Origin of the sequence: Pandoraea pnomenusa, from assembly GCF_000767615.3 — a bacterium.
Taxonomy (GTDB): Bacteria; Pseudomonadota; Gammaproteobacteria; order Burkholderiales; family Burkholderiaceae; genus Pandoraea; species Pandoraea pnomenusa.
The window spans coordinates 535,198-557,747 of sequence record NZ_CP009553.3; the positions used below are offsets into that span (position 1 = coordinate 535,198).

13 protein-coding genes and 2 tRNA genes are annotated in these 22,550 nt (G+C 66.2%); 3 read left to right on the forward strand and 12 right to left on the reverse strand.

Annotated features, from left to right (window positions below; translation table 11 throughout):
• The first annotated feature begins 50 nt into the window (after positions 1 to 50).
• Positions 51 to 1,976, forward strand: coding sequence for a sigma-54-dependent Fis family transcriptional regulator (locus tag LV28_RS26560; RefSeq protein ID WP_038618942.1), 1,926 nt, complete (start codon positions 51 to 53; stop codon positions 1,974 to 1,976).
• 41 nt (positions 1,977 to 2,017) lie between these two features.
• Here LV28_RS26560 and LV28_RS26565 read toward each other — a convergent pair whose 3' ends face one another.
• Entirely contained in the window at positions 2,018 to 2,488 is a 471-nt protein-coding gene (locus LV28_RS26565) for a CreA family protein (protein ID WP_023593969.1), read from the reverse strand.
• Between the two features lie 67 nt (positions 2,489 to 2,555).
• Positions 2,556 to 4,718 carry a UvrD-helicase domain-containing protein gene (locus tag LV28_RS26570; RefSeq protein WP_069106807.1) on the reverse strand — a complete coding sequence of 721 codons (2,163 nt, stop codon included), beginning with the start codon at positions 4,716 to 4,718 and terminating at the stop codon, positions 2,556 to 2,558.
• 254 nt (positions 4,719 to 4,972) lie between these two features.
• On the opposite strand from LV28_RS26570, the gene LV28_RS26575 reads away from it, so the two are divergent.
• A tRNA-Ala gene (locus tag LV28_RS26575) sits at positions 4,973 to 5,048 on the forward strand.
• Between the two features lie 18 nt (positions 5,049 to 5,066).
• Positions 5,067 to 5,142, forward strand: a tRNA-Glu gene (locus LV28_RS26580).
• A 124-nt stretch (positions 5,143 to 5,266) separates the two neighbouring features.
• Here the strand turns inward: LV28_RS26580 and galE are convergent.
• The 10 genes from galE to LV28_RS26630 form a co-directional block, all read right to left on the reverse strand.
• Positions 5,267 to 6,289, reverse strand: a complete 1,023-nt coding sequence (gene galE / locus LV28_RS26585; RefSeq protein WP_023593971.1) for a UDP-glucose 4-epimerase GalE — start codon at positions 6,287 to 6,289, stop codon at positions 5,267 to 5,269.
• A 30-nt stretch (positions 6,290 to 6,319) separates the two neighbouring features.
• Entirely contained in the window at positions 6,320 to 8,152 is a 1,833-nt protein-coding gene (gene glmS, locus LV28_RS26590; RefSeq protein WP_038618934.1) for a glutamine--fructose-6-phosphate transaminase (isomerizing), read from the reverse strand.
• 191 nt (positions 8,153 to 8,343) lie between these two features.
• A complete protein-coding gene (locus LV28_RS26595) occupies positions 8,344 to 9,195 on the reverse strand; it encodes an endo alpha-1,4 polygalactosaminidase (RefSeq protein WP_023593973.1) in 852 nt (283 codons plus the stop codon).
• Between the two features lie 71 nt (positions 9,196 to 9,266).
• Positions 9,267 to 10,646 carry an exopolysaccharide Pel transporter PelG gene (pelG, locus tag LV28_RS26600; protein ID WP_023593974.1) on the reverse strand — a complete coding sequence of 460 codons (1,380 nt, stop codon included), beginning with the start codon at positions 10,644 to 10,646 and terminating at the stop codon, positions 9,267 to 9,269.
• On the reverse strand, positions 10,646 to 12,193 hold the full coding sequence (gene pelF / locus LV28_RS26605) for a GT4 family glycosyltransferase PelF (RefSeq protein ID WP_023593975.1): 1,548 nt from the start codon (positions 12,191 to 12,193) through the stop codon (positions 10,646 to 10,648). Before pelF ends, pelG begins: the two co-directional genes overlap by 1 nt.
• Positions 12,193 to 13,194 carry a tetratricopeptide repeat protein gene (locus LV28_RS26610; RefSeq protein ID WP_023593976.1) on the reverse strand — a complete coding sequence of 334 codons (1,002 nt, stop codon included), beginning with the start codon at positions 13,192 to 13,194 and terminating at the stop codon, positions 12,193 to 12,195. Before LV28_RS26610 ends, pelF begins: the two co-directional genes overlap by 1 nt.
• Entirely contained in the window at positions 13,187 to 14,599 is a 1,413-nt protein-coding gene (locus LV28_RS26615; protein ID WP_038618930.1) for a PelD GGDEF domain-containing protein, read from the reverse strand. The genes LV28_RS26610 and LV28_RS26615 overlap by 8 nt, the downstream gene beginning before the upstream one ends.
• Positions 14,600 to 14,609: 10 nt before the next feature.
• Positions 14,610 to 15,155 (reverse strand): hypothetical protein, encoded by a 546-nt coding sequence (locus LV28_RS26620; protein WP_023593978.1) that lies wholly within the window; start codon positions 15,153 to 15,155, stop codon positions 14,610 to 14,612.
• 30 nt (positions 15,156 to 15,185) lie between these two features.
• Positions 15,186 to 19,316 (reverse strand): tetratricopeptide repeat protein, encoded by a 4,131-nt coding sequence (locus tag LV28_RS26625; protein ID WP_048806462.1) that lies wholly within the window; start codon positions 19,314 to 19,316, stop codon positions 15,186 to 15,188.
• Complete coding sequence (locus LV28_RS26630; protein WP_038621686.1) at positions 19,309 to 22,080, reverse strand: bifunctional glycoside hydrolase/polysaccharide deacetylase family protein; 2,772 nt, start codon at positions 22,078 to 22,080, stop codon at positions 19,309 to 19,311. The genes LV28_RS26625 and LV28_RS26630 overlap by 8 nt, the downstream gene beginning before the upstream one ends.
• Positions 22,081 to 22,550 lie beyond the last annotated feature (470 nt).

Sequence of the window (22,550 nt, forward strand, 5' to 3'; positions counted from 1 at the left end):
TCAGGGACGAATACGAGATCCGCAGATCATCCGGCAGGGGGAGACGACCAATGCCAGTCAATACCGAGTCGGCACACGCGCGCCGTGTGCTGAGCGTTGCCCAAGGGCGCCCGGCGCCGGGCGCCGCCGAGACCGACCCGAATATCGCCAGCTCGTGGCGCCGCTGCCTCGACGCGCATGCGCTCGACCCGGGCGCGCGCATGGCACCGCGCGTGCTCGCGTCGTCGGAGCTGCGCGAGCGACGCAGCGCGATGGAGCAGTTGCGTTCCGTGTCGATGCCGGTGCTCGAACGCTTGCAACGACAGTTGATGAATCCGCACCAGGCCGTGTTGCTGAGCGCGCCCGACGGCGTCATCGTCGATTCGCGGCTCCAAGACGGCACGCGCGACGACTTCCATCGCGCCGGTCTGTGGCCCGGCGCGGACTGGAGCGAATCGTGCGAAGGCACCAACGGCATCGGCACGTGCGCGGTCGAGCGCACCCCCGTCATCATCTGCCAGCAGGATCATTTCCGGGCGTTGCATACGCCGCTTACCTGCACGGCAAGTCCCGTCTTCGCGCCACACGGCGATCTGCTCGCGGTGATCGATGTGTCTTCGACGCGCGCCGACCTCACGCGCCAGAGCCAGTTTCACACGCTTGCCCTCGTCAACCTGTCCGCCAAGGTTGTGGAGAGCGAGTATTTCTTCCAGCACTATCGCGACGAATGGCTCCTGCAACTCCAGGAGCAGGCCGATCATCTCGGCGGTTTCGCGCAGGCGCTGGTCGCGTTCGACGACGCCGGGCGGGTGCTCGCCGTCAACCAGAGCGCGCTGAACCGGCTCGGCACGACGCGCGAGGGCATCGTCGGCACACGCGTGGACCGGTGGTTCGCGCAGCCGCTCGACGCGCTGTTCGCGCAGGCGCATCCGACGCCCGGCGCCTGCTGGCCCATTCGGACACATACCGGGGAAGCGCTGCTCGCGATGGTGCGCGCGCCGCTGCGCTCGGTGCGTGCGCCACGCGCGTCACCCGGTACGGCGACGACGCTGCACGGCGAGCGCGTCAAGCCATTCGCTGATGCCACGCTCGCACAGGCGTTCTCGCGCGCCTGCCGCGTTTTCGCCCACGACGTCCCCGTGCTCATCCGTGGCGAGACCGGGAGCGGCAAGGAAGTGTTCGCGCGCGCGGTGCACGCCGCCAGTGCGCGGGCCAGCGGCCCGTTCGTGGCATTGAACTGCGCGGCCATCCCCGAATCGCTGATCGAGAGTGAGTTGTTCGGCTATGTCGGCGGCAGCTTCACCGGCGCGCGCAAGGAAGGGATGAACGGCAAGCTGTGGCAGGCCAACGGCGGTACGTTGTTTCTCGACGAGATCGGCGACATGCCGTTTGCGATGCAAACACGCCTGCTGCGTGTGCTGGAGGAGCGCATGGTGTCGCCGCTTGGGGGCGGCGAGCCCGTGGCGCTCGACATTCGCGTGCTCAGCGCGACGCATCGTGACCTGTCCGAGCGGATTGCCGCGCGGGAGTTTCGCGAGGACCTGTTCTATCGTCTGAGCGGTCTCGAGGTCAGCGTACCGCCGCTGCGAGAGCGCGAAGACAAGCGTGACCTGATCTTCCAGCTACTCTCGCAAACGGACGCGCACGGCCGCATCGCGCTCACGGACGAAGCGCAGGAGCGCCTGTGCGCCTATGCGTGGCCGGGCAACGTGCGTCAGATGCGCAGCGTCATTCGCACGCTCGTCGCGCTCAACGAGCAGGATGTGATCACGGTGGATGACCTGCCGCAGGCGTTGCGCGAAGCGCGCGGCTCGATGCCGACCGGCGCCGGGCCGGAGGTGCCGACGGAGGCGCCGCTGGAAGCCGCGGAGCGTCAGGCGCTGCGCGCCACGCTCGACGCCTGCCAGGGTCAGGTCAGCGCCGCGGCGCGCAAGCTCGGCGTGAGCCGCAACACGCTGTACCGCAAGCTCCGGCGCTTCGGCCTGTTGCGGGGGTAAACGCTCCGGATCGTCGCGACGGGTGACGATCCGGTGCAGACTTACTTCGACGGGATCGGTGTTGCGCGATCCACCGGCACGGCGGTCACGCTGTTCTGCGGCGAGCCGTCGATGAGCTTGTCGGAGTAGGTGAGGTAGACCAGCGTATTGCGCGCCCTGTCGACCATGCGCACGATGCGCAGTCGCTTGAACAGCGGCGACATGCCCTCGGAGAAGACCTCCTCTTCCTTCGGCAATGGGCCGGTGAACGAGATCGGCCCCACCGGGCGGCAGGCAATCGACGCTTCCGCCCTGTCCTCCGCGAGGCCGACCATGCCTTTCAGGCCGCCCGTCTTCGCGCGCGAGACGTAGCAGGTGACGCCTCGGACCTTCGGATCGTCGTAGGCGTCCACGACGATCTTGTGATCCGGTCCCAGGAACTTGAATGCGGTGCTGACGTCGCCGATGCGCTCGGCATGCGCCCAACCCGCGGTGATCATCAATGTCAGTGCGACGGCTGTCTTCTTGAGCATGTCCTGTCTCCGGCAGCGGGAGCAGGCGTGTGTCGCCTGCCAAATCCGTGCCCGTGCGTGCCGGATTCTACTCGCGTCCCATGTTCGACGTGCGAAGCCATTGTGCGAAGGGTATCGGGTCCATATCCGAGGTGATGTACAACTGGCGCCGTGCCGCGTCGTACATGGCGCCGAGTCTGGCGAGTTCGTCTTTCGCGCCATAGGTGTCGCCGCTCAGGTAGCGCCGCGTCGGCCGGGCGTCGGGCGGCATCGCCATGTTACGCAGGAGCGCGTCGTCCGCACGCGGTGTGGTGCGCGCCAGATCGAGCAACCCGATGAAGCCGCTCTGCCGGGTGCTGTCCGCGGGCGTGATGAGCGATATCGATTCTCTGGCGCGGGTGAGCGCGACGTAGAACAGGTTCTTCTCGCTCTCCAGCGGCGCGAACGGGTTCGGGAACTCATTGCGTTCGAGATAGGGCATGACGACGTGATCGAATTCCCGGCCCTTGACGTTGGCGACGGTGTCGATGCTGATGCGCGCCTGAGTGCGGCCCTGACGCGCGCCGGCCAGGCGCGCCATCATCGCCTCGAAATAGGCGGCGAGCGGGGTGTCGTCCTGGGGCAGCGTCGACGCGAAGGCGCGCAGCGAACGCTCGACGAGGTCGACGTCGTAGGGCCGGGCGTACAGGCGTGTGGCGACCGACTGGAAGTCGACGCGTTGACGGATGCGTCGGAACGCGTCGCGGGCGGTGAGGGTGGCGGCGTCGGCGCGCAGCTCGCGAATCAGGCGTCCGATGTTGGCCGCCGGCGTCTGCTGCGGTGCGCCCAGCAGATACGACGTATAGATCTGTTCGAGCAGTTCGGGGTGTTTTGCCGTCAACTGGTACTGATCGCGCGTGAGACGGATGTTCGCGAAGATGCCGAGCACCGCGGCGACCGACATGCGCTCGCGCTCGTCGATGGTCTCGTGCGCGCGCAGCGTCAGTGCGAATACCGCGCGAACGAAGCGGATCTCCTCACGGAACTGGAATCCTTCCTTGTTCGGCGATTCGAACGGCATGTCCGCTTGCCACAAGGCCTGCTCGATGGCCGCGCCCTGATGCCAGTCTCGCAACAGCACGGCGCACGTGGCGCGCCGGTCGCTGTCACCCAGCCATTCGCGAAGGTCGGCAAGCACCGCCCGGGCGGTCGCGTCTGCGTCGCTGCCGGTCGTGATGACCGCGACGGGCGTGTGGCGTCGCACGAACGATTCGACGGCCTTGCGTTTGAAGGCGCCCACCGGGTAGGCGATGTGCGGTCCGTGACGGAACGTGCGCGTGAGCGGGTAGGTCGCGGTGCCGGAGAAGTCCGCGTGAAAGCGCTCGCCCATATAAGCGTCGCTCGCCCCCATGGCGCCGTGAATCACCTGATCGCGATCGCCCACGCCGACGAAGCGGCAGTTCAGGGTGCGCAGCAAATGGCGCAGCACACGATACGAGGCTTCGTTGAAATCATGCTGCTCGTCGCACACGATCAGTCGGCATGCGGCGAAGTAATGCGGCGCCACGCTGTCGCTGTCGATCAGTCGGGCCAGATCGTATGTGGCGTCGAAACGGTCGCGGAAAAGCGGTTCGTCGCGAGAGCCTAGACGCTCGCGCTCATAGGCTTGCGTGACGGCGTATTGCGCTCGTGTGACGTCGAGCTGGAAAAGACGCTCGTCGAGCAACTCCTCGTCCACGTCGTCGAACAGTGCGCCGCCGGCCTTGAGCTTGCGCATGGCCTCGAGGCACAGCGCCACGTTGATGTGGTTGTCGTCGAAGGCGCCGGCCGGATGGCGGTGCCCCAGTTCGTCGCGCAGCGTCTGCATCGCGTCGGCGAGGTAGCCGGTGAGGAAGCTGTCGCGTTGCACCCGGCGGGCGCGGTCGTTGGCGCAGGGCAGGGCGTCGAGCACGTCGTGGCTGTAATCGTCGAACGTCGACACGCGCACGCGCTTGCACAACTCCGGGTGGATGCCGCTGCGCTGCAACCGCGCGCGCAGCACGTCGGCCGCCGTGGTCGTGAAGGTGAGCGCGAGGATCTGCTCGGGCGGCGTGCCACCGGCGATGGCCTCGCCGATGCGTGCGACGAGCGTGGTCGTCTTGCCCGTGCCCGCATTGGCCATGGCGATGCAGATCCGCTCGCCGGCCAGCGCGATGGCGATCTGCTCGTCGGTCAGCGCCGGGCCGTTGGGCACGAATCGCGGCACGCGAGCGGGAGATGTCGTGTCGCTCATGACGTCAACCTTTGTTTGCTGAGGGCGGAGCGGCGGACACCGTGTTGCGCGTCTGCCGGATGTGGCACGGATTTTACCTGCGTTGCCTGGCGCGCCGCCGGTACCGTCGCGACAATGGAGGCGGAACGAGGACTGGCGAGAGGGGAAGTCGCCAGGGCGACGCCCGGAGGGCGCTTCGCGTGTGCGTCGGTCGCCGTCCCCGCGCGCCAGTTGCCGACCGACGTCAAATACGATATAGTCACGCCTCTTCGCGCGGGGGTATAGCTCAGCTGGGAGAGCGCTTGCATGGCATGCAAGAGGTCAGCGGTTCGATCCCGCTTACCTCCACCAAACGAATGACGGTTTTCCGTCCCCTTCGTCTAGAGGCCTAGGACATCACCCTTTCACGGTGAGTACAGGGGTTCGAATCCCCTAGGGGACGCCATCTATCGGCAGCGGTGTGACTTTGGCACATCGATGCCGGCCAGCGTCGGATTCGGCAAAACGAAAAAGCCGGATGTCTTCACGACATCCGGCTTTTTTGCGTTCGGCGCCTTCGGAAGCGCGGCTTACCGATAGCCGTCCGGGTTCTGCATCTGCCAGCGCCAATGGTCGGCGCACATGCGATCGATGCCGTACTCGGCTTCCCATCCCAGCAGGGTACGGGCCAGATCGGTCGCCGCATAGCAACTCTCGATGTCGCCCGGGCGGCGCTCGGTCACCTTGAACGGCACCGGGCGTCCGCTGGCCGCTTCGAATGCCTTGATCACCTCCAGCACGGAATAGCCGCGCCCGGTGCCGAGGTTGACCGTGAAGCCCCGGTTGAGCCGCTGGAGCGATGCCAGCGCGGCCAGGTGACCGCGGGCGAGATCGACCACGTGGATGTAGTCGCGGATGCCCGTGCCGTCCGGTGTGTTCCAGTTGCCGCCGAACACGTTCACCGCGGGGCGCTTGCCGATCGCCACCTGCGCGACGAACGGCATCAGGTTGCTCGGCACGCCCACGGGGTCTTCGCCGATGCGCCCGCTCTCATGCGCCCCCACCGGATTGAAATAACGCAGCAACGCGATACGCCAGGCCGGGTCGGCCGCCGCGACGTCGTTGAGGATGGTCTCCGCCATGAGCTTCGTCTGCCCGTACGGGTTCGTTGCCGATAGCGGGAACGACTCGTCAATCGGAACGGACGCGGGGTTGCCGTAGACCGTGGCCGACGAGCTGAAGACGAGATCCTTGACGTTGAAGTCCCGCATCGTCTCGACCAGCGCCAGCAGGCTGTCGAGGTTGTTGCGGTAGTACTCGACGGGCTTTTCCACCGATTCGCCCACGGCTTTGAGGGCCGCGAAGTGAATCGCGCCGGTGAAGCGGAAGCGCGCGAACAGGTCGGCAAGCAATGGCTTCGAGCAGGCGTCTCCCTCGATGAAAACAGGCGCGCGTCCGGCGAGTTCGCCGACGCGGACCACCGACTCGCGGTGGCTGTTGACCAGATTGTCGACGATGACGACGTCATAGCCGTGCGAGAGCAGTTCGACGCACGTATGCGAGCCGATGTAGCCCGCGCCGCCCGTGACGAGAATGGTTCCGGAATTGTTCATGTGTTGCGTTCCAGGCACGATGTGCGTTGCCTATTCGACGGTGACGGATTTTGCCAGATTGCGCGGTTTGTCCACATCCGTGCCCCTCGCGCACGCGGTGTGATAGGCCAGCAGTTGCAGCGGCACCACGTGAAGCACCGGCGAGAGTTTGCCATAGTGCTCCGGCATGCGAATGACACGAATGCCCTGCGCGCTGCTCATTTTCATGTCGTCGTCGGCCAGCACGAAAAGTTCGCCACCGCGCGCGCGCACTTCCTGCATGTTGGATTTCAGCTTCTCGACGAGCACGTCGTTGGGTGCGACGGTAACGACCGGCATCTGCTCGCTCACGAGGGCGAGCGGACCGTGCTTGAGCTCCCCGGCAGGATACGCCTCTGCGTGGATGTACGAGATTTCCTTGAGCTTGAGCGCGCCCTCGAGGGCGATCGGATAATGCAGTCCACGCCCCAGGAACAGGGCGCTCGGCACACTGGCGAACTTCAGCGACCAGTCGATCAGTTGCGGCTCCAGCGCAAGCACGCTCGCGACCGCCGCCGGCAAGTGGCGCAGCTGCGTGAGGTAGTCCGCCGCGCCGTCGGCGTCGATACGACCGCGTTCCACGCCGAGCGTGACCGCCAGCGTGAATAGCGCGACGAGCTGGGTGGTGAAGGCCTTGGTCGATGCCACGCCGATCTCCGCCCCCGCGCGGGTGATGAACGACATCGCCGTCTGACGCACGAGCGCGCTGGTGGCGACATTGCAAATCGCCAGCGTGTGTTCGTGACCGAGATGCTGGGCGTGCCTGAGCGCGGCCAGCGTGTCGGCGGTCTCGCCCGATTGCGAGATGGTCACCACGAGCGCTTGCGGATTGGGTACGGATTCGCGATAGCGGTATTCGCTGGCGATCTCGACCTGCGTGGGAATGCCGGCAAGCGACTCCAGCCAGTACTTCGCCGTCAGCCCGGCGTAGTAGCTGGTGCCGCACGCGAGGATCAGGACGCTGTCCGCGCGACCGAGCGCCTCCGCGGCAGCCTCGCCGTACAGGGCCGGCGAGAACGCGGCGATGCCGGAGATCGTGTCAGCGATCGCGCGAGGTTGCTCGAAGATCTCCTTTTGCATGTAGTGCTGGTAAGGCCCGAGCTCGACTTCCGCCTGATAGGCGGCCATGGTGCGCACCGGGCGCGTCGCCTCGACGCCACGACTGTCGAGGATCGTCACCGTGTCGGGGGTAAGCAACGCCACGTCGCCCTCCTCGAGATAGGTGAAGCGATCGCAGCGCCCGGCAAGCGCAAGCGCATCGGACGCCAGGAAATGGCCGTCCGGCGCGAAGCCGATCACGAGCGGCGATCCCTGCCGGGCGCACACCAGGCGTCCGGGTGCGTCGTCGCTGACGACGGCAATCGCAAACGCGCCATGAAGTTGCGCAATGGCCGCTCGCACCGCCTGCACGAGATCACCGCGCTCGCCGCCATGCAGATGGGCATCGACCAGATGCGCGATGACTTCGGTATCGGTCTGGCTGGCAAACTCGTAACCCTTGGCGCGCAGCGCGTCGCGCAGAACTTCATGGTTCTCGATGATGCCGTTGTGCACCAGCCCGACGCGGTCGCGCGAGAAGATCGGGTGCGCGTTTTCGGTGGCCGGCGCGCCATGGGTCGCCCAACGGGTATGCGCGATGCCGAGCGGCGCGGCCAGGGCCGCCTCGGCCGCCTGCGCCCGCAGTTCGGCAACGCGCGCCACGCTGCGCACGCGGGTGAGCTTCTGTTGCGCATCCAGCACGGCGACTCCGCACGAGTCGTAACCGCGGTATTCGAGACGCCGCAGTCCTTCCACCAGCACCGGCACCACGTCGCTGCGCGCAACGCCGCCTACGATTCCACACATGACTTTCCCCTAAAGGCAATTGACGGGTGGCACCCCATGCGCCGTTTCGGCGAACGATGGCGCGTGCCTGCCCTGATTGATATTCCGCTCATGGATGTCCGGCATTTCGGTCGCGGTGAGCCGGTGTCGCTTACCTGCCTGTCCTGTTGCCTCGCGACCTGTTGGCGCCTCGCTGGTGGCCCGGCCGGGTCTCAATCCAGCGCGGACGCCGGATTGACCTGCATCAGATGGCCGTCGCCGACGTACGGCACGAGTCCGTCGGCACGGATGCGGTTGACGGTCTGTCGGGCACATGCGACGTCGTCCGGCGGGCAATAGTCGATCGCGATGACGGGAAGCCCGTAGTTCTCGCGAATCTCGCGGGCGCGGGCGAGCAGCCATTCGCGATCCTTGTCGGACACGGCCACGTAGCGGCGCTGCGCCTCGTCCCAACCGCGATAAAGCGACTCGAAGGCCACCGCCGAGACGTCGTCATGCACTTCGGGCATCAACTCGAATCCCCGGTTCATGATGACCTCGGCGCGCGGAAAGCGACGATGAATGCGTTTGATGACGGCGACCAGACCGGCTCGCTGCCGCGCGCGCTCGGCGTCGGTCCTGCTCACGAGCTGGTACGAGTCGAGCGTGTCGAGGAAAAAACCGCGGTAGCCGTTGGCCCATAGCGGCGCGATAACCTTGTCGACGAAGAACTGCGGCCATCCCGGCGCGGACTGGTCGATGACTTCGGACTTCCATTCGCCGTTGCGGCCGATGCGCCAGGCTTTGGGCATGGCCTTGTAGTAGTCGCGCGAGGGCAGCACTTCGCCCACGCTGACATACGCGATCCAGCGCATGCCCTTCGGTTCCGCGCCGGAAGCTTCCGCGACCTTCGGGACGAAGCCGTTGTCCGGCTCCACCACCGCCTGATCATATCCGGCGAATGCGCTGGGATCGATCGTCTCGCCGTAATAGAACGCGATGCGCCCGGGCGAGGGCGCCTGTGCCGACGCCGCATTGAGAAAACAGCCGGCGAACAGGCCCGCCATGCCGCGGGCGAGTCGCATCAGTGCTCGGCTGCGCCGCGCGGGCGGCCGCTGTATCGTCTTGTCGGACATATCGACGTCAGGCCAAATCGTCAGTGCTGGTTCTGCAGCATGTAGGTTTCGTATTCCAGCGCGTCGAGCCGCCGGTCGAGCAGTTGCATCGCGACGATGACGACCACCGCCAGCGCGAGCGCAAATCCGTATCCGTAGGTGTTTGGGCCCAGCATCAGCGTACCCCATGTGAACACGCCGTTGGCGACGACCATCGCGAACGTGAGCGCCAACACCGTCAGGCGCCGGTCGAGATAGAAGAAGATGTTCAGAATGCCCAGGAAGAGCACCTGCAAGCTCGCGGAAATCACGTCGATGTGCAGCAACGGCAGGTACAGCACGGAAATGCCGATCAGCCGCAGCAGATGGTCGCCGAACGCGAAGATCAGCAGCGTCACCACGGCCTGGATCTTCAGGATTTCATATAGACCGGTGCGCACGGAGCGCACCATCATGTCGCGCGACTCTTCGATGTACTTGAGCGTGCCGCCGGTGCGCACCGCGTTGTAGAACTGGTCGTAATACTCCACGAAGTCGGTCTCGATGCGCAGCAGGAACACCGCCATGCCGGGAATCACGCAGAGGTACGAGATGAACACCGGGAGATCGTAAATCACCGACGCGCGCAGCGGTCCGATCACGTCCTGCCCGGTCACCGGGTAGAACCAGAACATGAACTTGTCGAGCCAGATGCCCAGGTTGAAGAGCAACCCGACGAACATCAGCGACGGATAGGAGAAACGGCGATCGAACACCTGCCAGAGCAGGTACTCGTCGGTGCGGTAGTTGCGGTGAATCAGGCACCCCATGCCGAGCAGCAGGATCAGGTGGCCGATGACGAAGCCGCCGAGCAGGCCTTCGAGTCCATGACGATTGAGCAGCACGGCGCTCACCACCGTGACGCCGTATCCGACGAAGAAGATCGCCAGAATGGCGCGGTACTGCTTCACGCTGGTGAGAAACAGTACGCCGATCCAGATGTTGCTCACGATCACGAAGCCCGCGAGCATCAACAGGCGATAGCCCGTCGACTGGTCGCGGAACGCGGTGAGCGCGAGGATCAGACCGATGAGCCCGGTGCCGACGGTCGTGACGAGCGAGACCGCGTTGTAGTTCGGGAGCACCAGATCGGGACGCCGCTCGAACAGGCGGTCGCTCAGGAATCGCGTGAAGGAGAGTTGCAGCACACCGGTGACGACCAGGCTGAACGCGATCAGGTAAGTGACCGACACCTGGAACTGCACGATCAGACCGGGCGGCTGAACGACCGCCAGGCTCATCATGCCGATGAGCAGGATGCCGAGAATCGACAGAATCAGCGGGCCGGCGCTGATGACGCCGGCGTAGCCATAAGCCGCAAGCGTGCTCGTCAGCGTGTCGCGCCGCAGGATCTTGCGCAGTTCGAAGCCAATGCCGGCCATCAGACCCCTCCCGCTGCCGTGGCGCGTTCCGAGCGCGCGAGCAGCATCTCGTACAGATGACGGTAGGCGTCCTGCATCTGTCCGAGTGTGTAATAACGTTCCACGCGCGCGATCGCGGCGCGTTGCGCGGCGTGCCAGGTCCGCGGTTCGAGCAGGTCCACCACGGCCTGGGCGAAGTGTTCGGGGTTCGCGATCTGCACGACCTTGCCGGCCGCGCCGAGCGCCCGGTCCTCGTCGCCCAGCCCCTCGACCAGTTGGCGGCACGATCCGACGTCGGTCGTGACGACCGGCACACCGGCCGCGTAGGCTTCGAGCACCACCAGCGGCAGCGCTTCGGAAATGGACGACAACGCGACGACGCCCACCTGCGGCAGGATGTCGGCGACGTTCTGGAAGCCCAGGAACCGCAGGTTGTCTTCCATGCCGAGGCTCGCGGCGATGTCGCGACATTCCTGCGCGTAGGCCGGATCTTCCTCCTCCGGACCGACGATCCAGCCTTGCAGGCCGGGCATCTGGCGGCTGGCGATGAAGATCGCGCGAATGAAGGTCTTGATGTCCTTGATGGGGACGACGCGACCGATCAGCGCCACGACGGGCGGGATTTCGGCGGGGCGTCGTGCGCGCAGCGGCGCGAACTTTTCCACCGGAATGCCGTTCGGGGTATTGCGTGTCTTGTGCTCGGGAGCGCCGTCGGCGATCTGGCGCAGACGATTGCCCTCGAACAGCGCGGTGATCTCGTCGGCGGCTTCGTAACAGACGCGCCCCAGTGCCTCAAAGAAGCGCACCCACAAATCCTGGAAATAGCCAACGCGCGAAATGTCGCGCTCGAAAAGGCCGCGGTTGTCGCGAATCCATTGCCCCTGGAGCAGGTCGATCTTGCGCTCCTTGGTGTAGATGCCGTGCTCGGAGACGAGCAGGGGGCGCTGGTGCTTGAAGCGCAGCAGCGCGCCGAGAAAGCCCGCATAGCCCGTGGACACGGTGTGATATACCCGGGCCGGAACCAGCTGGTCGCAAATGCGTGCGAGCTGCCAGAGCGGCTTGTGCATGATCCGCACGGTCCAGAAGTAGTCGGTAAACGAGGGGTCCAGACAGTACTTCTTGTAGCGCTCGGAAATGACGTCCCAGGATCGGCGGCTGTGCAGGAAGTTGGCCTCGCTGATCTGGCCGTCGTCGCCCATCATGGGGATCACGTCGTGAATCAGCTTGCCGATGCCCTGCAGGTCGTTGCGCTGGCGCAGCATGTCGTGCATCTTCTCCATCTGCGCGAACGCCTGCGCATCGCCTTCGACGGCACGCACCGGGGGCGGCGCATCGAACTCGTAGAGATAGTGCTCTTCGAAGTGCACGATGTTGTCATGCAGCTTGTAGACCTTGTCGCCGTAGTCTTCCCGGCGGCTGCCGATGAACACGACGGCAAACGTCAGGTCGGGGAACGCGCGGATCATCTGATCCACCCATGACGACACGCCTCCGCGAACATACGGGAAGGTGCCCTCCAGAAGCAACGCGATGTCTGCCGGCCGGGCGAGACGTTCGGATGTACGCATTAGCGGGTCCAGAAACGCATGACGGGATTGAGCGTCGGTGTGGACGTACCACTCCCGAGGCTGGCGAGCATGGGCCCGACCCGTCCGTATTGATGTTTGAGGAAGGCGACTTCGGCAAGCCAGGGCACGAGCCGGTCGGCGGGGAAGTGATGCGCTTCCGCGCGCTCCAGGCATGCCTGAGCCTCGTCCGGATCGCGGCGAAGCAGCGCGCAGCGGCCCAGGAGATACCACATGGCGGCGTCGCTCTCGCGATGCGCGAGCGCTTCGCGGGCATACTTCTCGACCTGCCCCAACGTGAATCGGTAGACCTCGCCGCGCACGAGATTCTGATAGATCAGCTCCCAGTACAGCTCGGCCAGGCGGTGACTTCCCTCCGCGCGCTCGTCGTCGTTGGCGGCGCGCTCCCGCTGCGAGCGCGCATCGAAAATGCGCTGCATGATCTGCTTTTCCACGCCGTCGACGATGCCGTAGGCGAGCAGGCGGATTTCCTCCACCGGGTCGGACAACAGATCGCGCATGATCTCGCCGGTCGCCCGCGACGGCAGCGCCTGCACCGACACCAATGCCGCCACGCGATCCTCGTTCGTGCCGCGCACGTTGCGCAGACGGGCGCGCAGGCGCGCCCCGGCGCCGTGCGTGACCTGCGAGACGAGGTACGTCACGAACTCTGGCCGGTCCACGGCGCCCGAGCGGGCCAGCTCTCGCGGCGGGGGGAACACGAAGCCGATCGTCATGATGCCCAGGAACAGCACCAGACCACCCACGGGAATGAACAGACAGACGGCGAAGCTGTGCCAGAACGCGCCGTTTCGCCCGTGATAATGCTCGGGCAGCGCCGCACGCACGAACGTTGCGGTCAGCCCGGCGCTGAGCGTCTGCCACGCGAAGAAGAGCAGCAGCGGATCGATCGCGCCGACCGGCGCGAACAGGGTGCGGATCGCCAGCGCCTGTGCGAGCAGGGCCACGATCCCGATCACAGCCACCAGCAGTTTCTTAAGCATGATCTTGGCAGCGCTCCAGCAGCTTTTTCAGTCCTTCGCCCGGCGTGCGTTCGTCGACGCTCGCCGTATGCACCGCGATGTGCCCTGTCTGGAAATCGAGCCCGTACTGCTGGCGCAGCCCGTTCTCGATGCGCAACAGGTAGCCGTCGATGCCGCTGTCGTCGGTAATCGGCATGAGCGAGATGGCAATCTGATGGCGCGGCGTCGACTGGATCCATTGCGCGTCGAGCGCGCGACGTGAGCGCACCGTCTGCTCGAACAGCGAGTCGCCGCTGGCGCCGCGGGGGAACACCAGCGCGACCAGCGACGATTGAATACCGCTCTCGCGCTTGGCGCGTGCCAGGCGCCCGAGCTCCAGCGCGAAGTCGTAGGGCGCGGCCGGGACTTCGTCGCGCACACTGGCCACCGGGGCCTGCTGGGCCACGCCGTCGGCGTAGTACGACAGCAGAACGAGCAGCAATTGCAGATTGTCGTGATTGAGCGCGAGGAACGACATGCTGCGCACGATCAACATGCCATTGATCTCGCCGTTGCCGTCGGTCAACGGCGCACACACCACGTAGGCGCTGTCTTCGCCCACGGTCGTGTCTTCGCGCACGTGCGCGAGGCGACCTTCGCGCAGGCAGGTCTGCACGAGCGGATCGCTCTCGTCGGGCGCGAAGGCTTCGCCCACGCTGGCCACGGCCGCCGTGTCGAGACGGTTGCGGTGCACGGGGAAGAGCGACGCCGTTTCGATCTGGCAGGTGAGCGCGGCGAACTCGAGCATCGGCTGCGCATTGGGCAGCGGTGTGTCCTTGCCCGGCGCGTCCTCGGTGAGCGTGAGCTCGCGCAGCCGGGTGATGGCGTCGCGCATGGTGCTCGGCTTGGTGAGCAAGTCACGTTCGAGCCGTTCATGCGACACGCGCAGCAGGTAGTGATTGCTGGTCAGCGCGAGGAGGCGATCGTTCAGGTACGTGTTGATGCCGCGCGCGCGCGTTGCCCGATTGCCCCAGATGTCGCAGAAGTGTCCGCCAACGACGATCATCGTGAAGCCGCCGGTGAAGAACATCGTCGGGAAGGGCTGGCCGTGCTGCCCATACAGGCCGTACCAGGCGGCCGCGAGCACGAGGCCCGCCACCACGCCGAGCAGTGCGCCGTATCGCAACGCCATGACGAGGGCGACGAGCCACATCCACGGAAAGCCCAGCTCGATGAGCAGCGGATCCTGGGGATGCAGCAGCCAGGCGATGGCCACGGCCAGCGCCATGCCCGTGATGACCTCGAACACCATCACGGGGCGTGTCGCCGCCGGCGCGAGCAGGCGGCCATAGGTGCTCACATTCCCGAACGGCTCCGAGCGCCGCACCTGCCCGGCAACCCTGGGCTTCGCGTCGACGGAAGCGTCCTGTTGATTGGCGGTATTCACGATGATTCCGTTACTGTTGCGCCAGCGGTGCCAGCAGATTGCGAATCAATGTCTGGCCCACGCCGGCGAGGCTCGAACGGCTCCAGCCGCTGCGGCTGCCCGTGGCGCTCCAGACCGTGTTGCCGTTGGACACGTCGATGACATCGAACGTCACGCCCGCGACCGGCTCGCCGTCGACGCCGACCTTGTAGCGCCATTCCGTTACCGCGCCCGAGAGCGCGTACTTGGCGCCGATCTTGCGCGCCCATGCGAGTGCGCGCACGCGGGTCTGGGCGTTGTTGCCGCCGATCAGCGAGTCGCCGCCGTCGGGGTCGCCCACATAGCGGTGCAGGTCGGTAAAGCCGTTCTGCACCAGGATGCTCTGGGCGATGCTCTCCGCGCGCTGCCCGGCATCAGGCGTTTCGGTCGTGTTGGCGATGGGCAGAATCACCCAGCTCGCCGTCTTCGGCAGCTTCGGTGCGTCGCCGACGTTCATCGTCGAACAACCGGCCATCAACACGGCGAGGACGGCGACGCCGAAAAAGCGCTGCCACTTCTTGAATGCGTTGGTCTTCATGGTACGGCTCTCCCTTGCGGATGCGAAATATCAGTAGAACAGTCGGTAGGCGACACCGACCTGCGTGGTGGCAACACCAGTGCCGTTGGTGATGTCGTGCGAGTAGTAAATGCGTGCGTGGTCGTTGCCGATGACCGACCCGGCGATGCCCAGGTTGACCTGGGGCCCCCAGCCCTGCTGGCTGTCGTGAATGTAGCCGGCGTCCAGATACGGCCGCCAGGCGCGACGGTAGGTGTTCTGGTAGTCTTGGCCGAATCCGGCCATCACGCCGTATTGCGTGGTCGTGATCGGCATGAACTCGGACGCCAGGGGTACCGTGCCGGTCGGCAGCAGGACGGCGAGCGAATTGACGGTGTTGTTGCTCGGCGTATAGATGCCGCGCTCGGCCACGAGGCGGATGTTCAGGTCGGGGTAATCGATGCGCAGCTTGTATCCCAGTTCACCGCCGAAGCGCCAGCCGCGGCCGAGGTAGGTGCGGTCCTGAGCGTGAAAGCGATCGTATTCCGCGTTGGCCTGACCATACCACCGCCCGTCGCCCGCCCACAGCATCTGCATGCTGCCGAAATCGCGGGTGGCCGCGACCTGTGTGTTGGGCGCAATGTCGGTGAACTGGTTGTAGCCGACCTGGAACGTGGTCGTGAGCGGCGAGTTGCGGTTGAACGCGGCCGACACGAGCCCCGTGAAGAAGCTGTTGAGTTCGGTGCGATGGCCGAGCGTGAACGCCAGATCCCGATCGACCGTGCGATCGCGCACGGTGAAGTTGAATATCCGGTCGTGCGCGGGCACCCAGGCCAGCTGCGAGGTATCGACGGTTCGCTGGTTGCGCTGAATGGCCTCGAGCGTCACGCCGATCCGGCTCGTGAGGTTGAGGCTGCCGATCAGCGAACTCTCGAGGTAGCTCAGCGGCGCCTGACGGGAATAGAAGAGATCGAAGCCGGCGTTGGAACGGTCGCGCAGGATCGTGTCGGTAAACGTCGTGTGAACGGCGTCGTTGTTCGGGGCGCCGTCGGCGGCGCGCCAGGCGAGCGTTTGCGCCTGCGGTGCGCGGCCGAGCCGCTCGTTGGCCTCGATTTCGTTCTCGATGGGCATGCGGCCCTGACGGCGATCGAGCAATTGCGCCATCTTGTCGCGATCGTTGTTCTCCAGCGCGAGCGCGATCTCGGCATCGGCCGGGCGCAGGAGCCGGTTCGTATACTCGCGCGCCAGCCATGCGCGCGCGAGATCGAAATCCTCGCCGGAGAGTGCCCAGGCGAGCCCGACGTCGCGCGTGGTCGCGCTGATGACGGCCTGACGCGACATCAACGACGGATCGCGCTGCCCGGGGTTGTCGGTCGCGGGCTTGAGCGGGGCCAGCTCGGCCGAGTCGCCGAGCAGCGAGTCGGCGACCTTGGCGCTGTCGGCGGAGCGTCGATCCTCGCGCAGGAGGTTGACGAGCAACTGACGCGACGTGTCCGCGTTCGAGAACACCTGCGCCAGCGTGACGCGTGCGGCCTGGGCTTCGAGCACGCCGTCGTTGTCGGACGTGAGCGCGGCCAGACGTTGCACCACGGCGCCCTGGCGGCGGCGCGACGCGAAACGCAACTGCCCCGATTCCGCACGGGCCTGAAGATCCTTCCAGGCGCCCTGGCGAATCTTCCAGGCCGTGCCGGCGTCGCCGGCGGCCTCTTCCGCGTCGGCGAGCGACAGCATCCAGAGCGGATCGTCGTCGGAGAGCGCGGCCTGCTGGCGCAGATAGGTCAGCGCCTCGCGAGGATTGCCCAGGCGCAGCAACCCCGCACCGTAGGCGCCCCAGTAGCTGGCGTTGTCGGCGACCATGGGACGGTAGTCGTGCAGGACCGTGCGAAGCTCGTCGTCGCTGCCGTAGTCGACCAGCGCCCACAGGTAGGCCACGCGGACTTCGTCGCCGGCGTTGTCCAGTTTCGAGGCGACGCGCAGATCGTCCAGCGCGGCGTCCCAGCGCTGGATCTGCTGGAAATAGACGGCGCGCGTGGCGAGCAGGTCGCCGGATTTTGCGAACTTGTCGCGCTGTTGCGCATCGAGGCCGTCGAGCAATGCCTGCACGCGGTCGTAGGCCCGGGCCTGCGTATAGAAGTAAATCGCCGCCTGCAGCGCGAGGTCCGAATCGTTCTGCCTGAACTCCGCTTCCGCCGTGCGGCCGGCATCGAGCGGATAGCCCTGGTAGAAGTACGTCATCGCGTTGAAGTCGAGCGCCTCGGCCTTGCCGGTGCGCAACAGCTGTCGATAGGCGAAGTTGGCGTCCTCGTCGCTTTGCGTGAGACGCGCGACCTCGGCGTACGTGCGCCAGTAGCCGGCGTCGGCGGGCAAGGTGCCCGCGACGTCGCGCACGCTGCGCAGTTCGGCCAGTGCCTGCGCGAGATGCCCTTTCTGGTACAGCAGGCTGGAAATGCGCAGCGCATACTGGGACGACGGGCCGAACTCCTTTTGCAACGTCTGGAACGTGGCCAGGGCTTCGGCGTCCTGGCCGATGCGCTGCGCGACGTCGCCTTCGCGCTCGAGCAGGGCGCGACGCTGGCTGCCCGTGGCATGGCGCTTGAGATAGGCGAGCCCTTCCTCCGGGCGCCCGAGCCGCTCGTACGTGTTGACGATATCGTCCTTGAGCTTGAGGTTGTCCGGCTGGCGGTCCGCCTCGAAAATCTGGGCCGCCAGATAGGCGTGGTCGTCGTTGAGTTGGGGGGCGAGCTGGTAGACGTTTTCCCACGCCTGCGCGTTGCCCGTGGATTCCGCGTACTTGAGCCAGTAGGCCAGTGCCAGCGGCGCGTGCCCGTTCCACTGCGCGACCTGAGCGAGACGGCGCGTCCAGACGAGTGGGTCGAGCTTGCGTTGCAAGGCCTGCTGCGCGAGTTTCTCGGCGTCGTCGAGCTGACGCGCTTCGACGAACGCCTTGAACGCCAGATCGTAATCGCTGGCGTTCACGCCGTTGGCGTCGGTGCCCCCGGCGGCGGGTCGCGAGGGCGAGTCCCAGTCGGGACTGGCCGGGATGGCGAGCCTGGCTTTCGGGTCGGCCTGCGCCGGTTGCGAGGACGGCGCGGCATCGGCGGCACTCGCGCCTCGGGCCAGACCCACGTCAGCCACCCGGATGATGCGTGGGCCGTTCGACCGGTGCAGTGCACGCACGCCCGCCGGTCCATCGAGGTAGCGAAAACGTGCGGGCGCGGCGCCGTCGAGACCGCGGCCATCCGCGCCCACGCCGGGCAGCCAGCCCGCAAGGCGGAGGGTTGCGCCATGCGACGTCGGCGTGAGGCTCGAGAGCTTGGTGAGTGCGCGGGCGTACGTCGTCATCAGGTCGGTTCGGCCCGCCTGACGGGCCACGTCGAGCAGATAGCGCAGCGTAACAGGATCGTTGGACAGATCGCCGATGCGCTTTTCCCCTTCGGTGCAGGCGCGCGCCACCTGATTCGCGGAGACGAGCACCCGCATGCCGGCGAGGAACAGCCGCCGACGGTCGTCGCGGGTGCGGGCCACGGCCTGTGCGGCGAAATAGGCGTTCGCGGCGTCGTCGTAGGCGGACTGCGACAGCGCGGCGTTGGCGAGCTTTTCCTGCCATTGCGCGGCATTGGCGGCGTCGGCTGCCGCCAGCAGGCGGTAGTCGCGCAACATCAATTCGGTCGCGCCCGCCAGACGGGCCTTCTCGGCGAGCATGCGCAGCGTCGGCACGTCCCATTGATATTGCGACGTGGCGTCGAGCAGTTCCACGTACTGCGCCATGCGCTCGGCGCGGGCCGGATCGTCGGCCGGTACGTCGTAGGCGCGTTGCTCGGCGGCGGCCAGGGAGAGCAGGATGCCGCGACGGCGATTCTGTTCGTCGGGCATGGCGCGCAGCTTGTCCGCCACGCGCGTGGCATCGTCCCAGCGGCCGAGGCCGAGATACTGCTGGCCGAGCAGGTCGAGATAGCGCGGTGCGTCGGGCTCGATGCGCAGCCAGGCTTCGAGATAGGCGACGGAGAGCTCGCTCGGCGGTTGCGAAGCCACCGAACGCGTTTGCTCCTCGTCGCTCGGATGCGCCGCGCCGAGCGCGAGCACGACGCCGGCGCCGATGGCTGCCGTCAGCCACGGCGGGCTCAGGCGCTCTCGCTTCTCGACAGGCCGGGAAGCGGCGGCGCTGTCGAGCGCACGGTCGTTGGGTCGCGTTGCGTCAGTCACATTCCACCCCGATGACATGCATGGTGACGGGCTTCTCGGCAACGCCCGAGACATCGACACGCAGGCGGCCGGCGCCATCGGCACGACCCTTCGTCACGCCGTCGACGCTCAGGCGGCACCCCGCGGCATTGGCGACGCTCACGAACGGCTTGTAGTACCCGCCGAACCGGAACGACAGGTTGCGGCCCGTGCGCTTGAAGTCGCGCACGAATCCGGCCGCCTCGCTGATGTAGGGCGTACGGTCGGCGCCCTTCGCGCCGATCGAGAATTCGGCCGTGTCGCCGCCCATGTGGATGTAGAGGCCGCCCGGACCCGGCAGATAGCCTGCGATGTCCTCGGACGTGCCCATGACGGGCACGCCTTCGCCCGGCCAGCGCATTTCGCGCAGATCCGCGCCGCTGCGAACGCGCCAGCGCACAGGGGCACCGTCTGCCGTCACTTCGCGAGCGACCGCGACGCGACGCCAATCCAGCACGCGCCGAATGTATTCAGTGGTGAAGATCGGGAAGACCGGTTGCCGGAGCACGGCGTTGTAGACGTCCTTCAATGCGTTGAGCGAGGCGACCTTCGTGCCCGAGTACATGTGGTAGTAGAGGTTGACGGCCTTGAAACGGATCGGCTTGTCGGTCATCTCGAAGGTCTCGAGCACGCGCGTGTAGCCGTAATACGGGCCGAGCCAGTCGTTCGTGTAGACGTTCTCGTCCATCACCGCCGCGTACACCTGGAATTCCGTGGGCAGCAGGCCCTTCGCCACGCCGTACGGCGCGATGTTGGTCCAGCTGTTGTTCGTCTTCGTGATGATCGTATCGCCGCCATTGATCGACAGCACGCCCGCCTTCCACGCCTTGCGAATGGCGATGGCCGGCGCCTGGGCGTCGCCGGGCCACTGGAGCACCACCACCTTCTTTCCGGGAGGCGCCAGTCGCTGGTTGATGTAATCGATCGATCCCTGGATCTCGCGATCGAGGTTGAACCGGTAGTTGGGAATGTCGAGCGAGAAGGCGTCGTCGCCGCCCCATTCCTTGTTGGCCTTGCCGTAGATGCGCTCGCCAGTCTTCTGATTGATCTGTTCGAGGTTGAACGGGTGGGAATAGGTATGCGTGCCGATCTCGACGTTGGGCAGCGCGAACATCTTGCGCGCGATCTCTTCCAGGCGCGGCGAGATCTTCGGGTACAGGCCCGTGGGTCCGACTTCCCCCTCGATCACCGACAGCGTGGTGGGGACGAGGTATTTCGAGAAGATCTGCTCGTACAGCGCCATCGAACCGTAATCGACGCCGGGGAACTCCGCGCGCGACGCGAAGCCGTCGCCGTCGACGTGCACGAACATTAGACGGCGCCCGTTTTCGGTCGTCACGTCGGGCACGGGCATCTGCGGCAGCGCGAGTGCCTGGCGCAGGAAGTCGATGGGCTGGATCGCCCAGCGTTCCTGTTCGATGCCCGCGAGCGACGTCACACCGTACGGGTTGAGGGAGTAACCGCCCCACGGCAGCATGCCGGCCATGTCGTAGGTGTAGTCGCCGGCCTTGAGGCGAAGCAGCGGCTCGCCCTTCGGGCCGACACGAACGCCAAGGGCGTCGCGTACGTCCGGCGTCGGCATGATCTCGAAGCCGATCATCGGCGACTTGCTTACCACCCGGGGCTCGACGGCGCCCGGCACGGTGCCCGCCACGCGTTCCAGTCCGAGCACCTGCGCCGTCTGCTGGTCGATGGGGAAGCCGAACTGGCCGATCACCGCCACACGCATGCCTTCGCGGATGCGGGCGAGCAACCAGCGGCGCCAGGCACCGGCGTTGTTCACGTTGCGGTCGATCGACACGACGATGCCCGCATACCGGTCGGTGCGCACGTTCGCCGGCATCTGGCCGCTGTTGGCATTGACGTACTGGACGTCGTAGCCGAGGTAGTTCAGCGGCATCGAAATGTCGCGCGCACCGGTGGTCAGGTCGATCGGCTCGCCGTCGCCCGGCGTCTGCACCATGAGGATCTTGCGCGGCATCACTTCGATACGGCCAACGCCGACGGTTTGCACATCGGGATCCGTGACGAAGGCACGCACGCCTTTCTGATCGAGCGAGCGCGCCGTGGTGCGACGGCAGGCGAGGTCGGCGCTCTCGCAATAGTCCATGGCGAACGTCGGCAGATGCGCCTGGTTGCGCAACGCGTCGAGCTGCGCGAACGCCGCCGCCTGCACGTTGGCGGGGGTGTCGACGAAGATCATCGCCGCCGCGTCGTAACGGCGATACAGCCCGTCGGCCAGCACGCCGGCCAGCGCGGGGGCGAGCGAGGCCGCCGTGTTCAGGTGATTCCTCAGCACGAGCTGGGCATCCGGGTAGCGTGCATGAATGGCTTGTACGCGCGCGACGATGCGTGCATCGCTCTCGGCGTCGCCGGTGAGCGGTGCGCCGTCGTCGATCAGGAAGTTGCGAAAGCCTTTTTGCCACAGCGGCGCGATACGCGCGTCGACGAAGGCGTCGGGCGTTTGCGTCGTGTCGCGCGCGTCGGCGCGCGCGAACCATTGGGTGCGGGGAGCGATCGAGGCGTCGGGCAACGATGCCTGTGCCGGATCGATCACGACCCAGTCGAATGCCTGAAGCGCGTCGACAGGAATATCGTCGCCGTAGTACAACGCGATGTCCGGGATGGCCGACTGCGGCGAAGCCAGGGACAACGATGTCGTCGACTGGGCCTGCGCGGCTGTCGGGGCCGCCGCGACCCCGACCGTGCCGATCGCCACCGCGGCGGCGAGCAGCAGGTGAGCCATCGCTCGTGCAGGCCGTGCGATCACCGGTGCGGTCCCCCCGAGGTCCATGACCGTTTGACCATGGTGCGTTGTCGATGCGTCGTGTTGTCCAGTCGAAACCATTGGCATGAGTGCAATTTGCGTTCCACGATCCACCGCTCGTCATGGGGACAGCAGGTCGATCGATCGTCGGATTAGCGCTGGCGTGCGGCCAGTACGATCGGATGCCGCGCTCGCGCGATAGATGACCACGAGTGCGGGTGATGCACATGCTGTGCCGAAGACGGGTGCGTGAATGACGTGCAACGGGCAATCGTGGCGATTGCGCGTTCCCCGACACGACGCGTCCGTGTTCCCGGCGTTGTCGCGATTGCGCGCTGTCGACGCGGCTCGGTCAGGATTCCAAATCACAGGATTCCGAAGCGGTCGAGAACGCAAAACGCCGGATCCGATGCGGGATACAGCGTGAAATTGCGCGGCAAGTTCTTGTC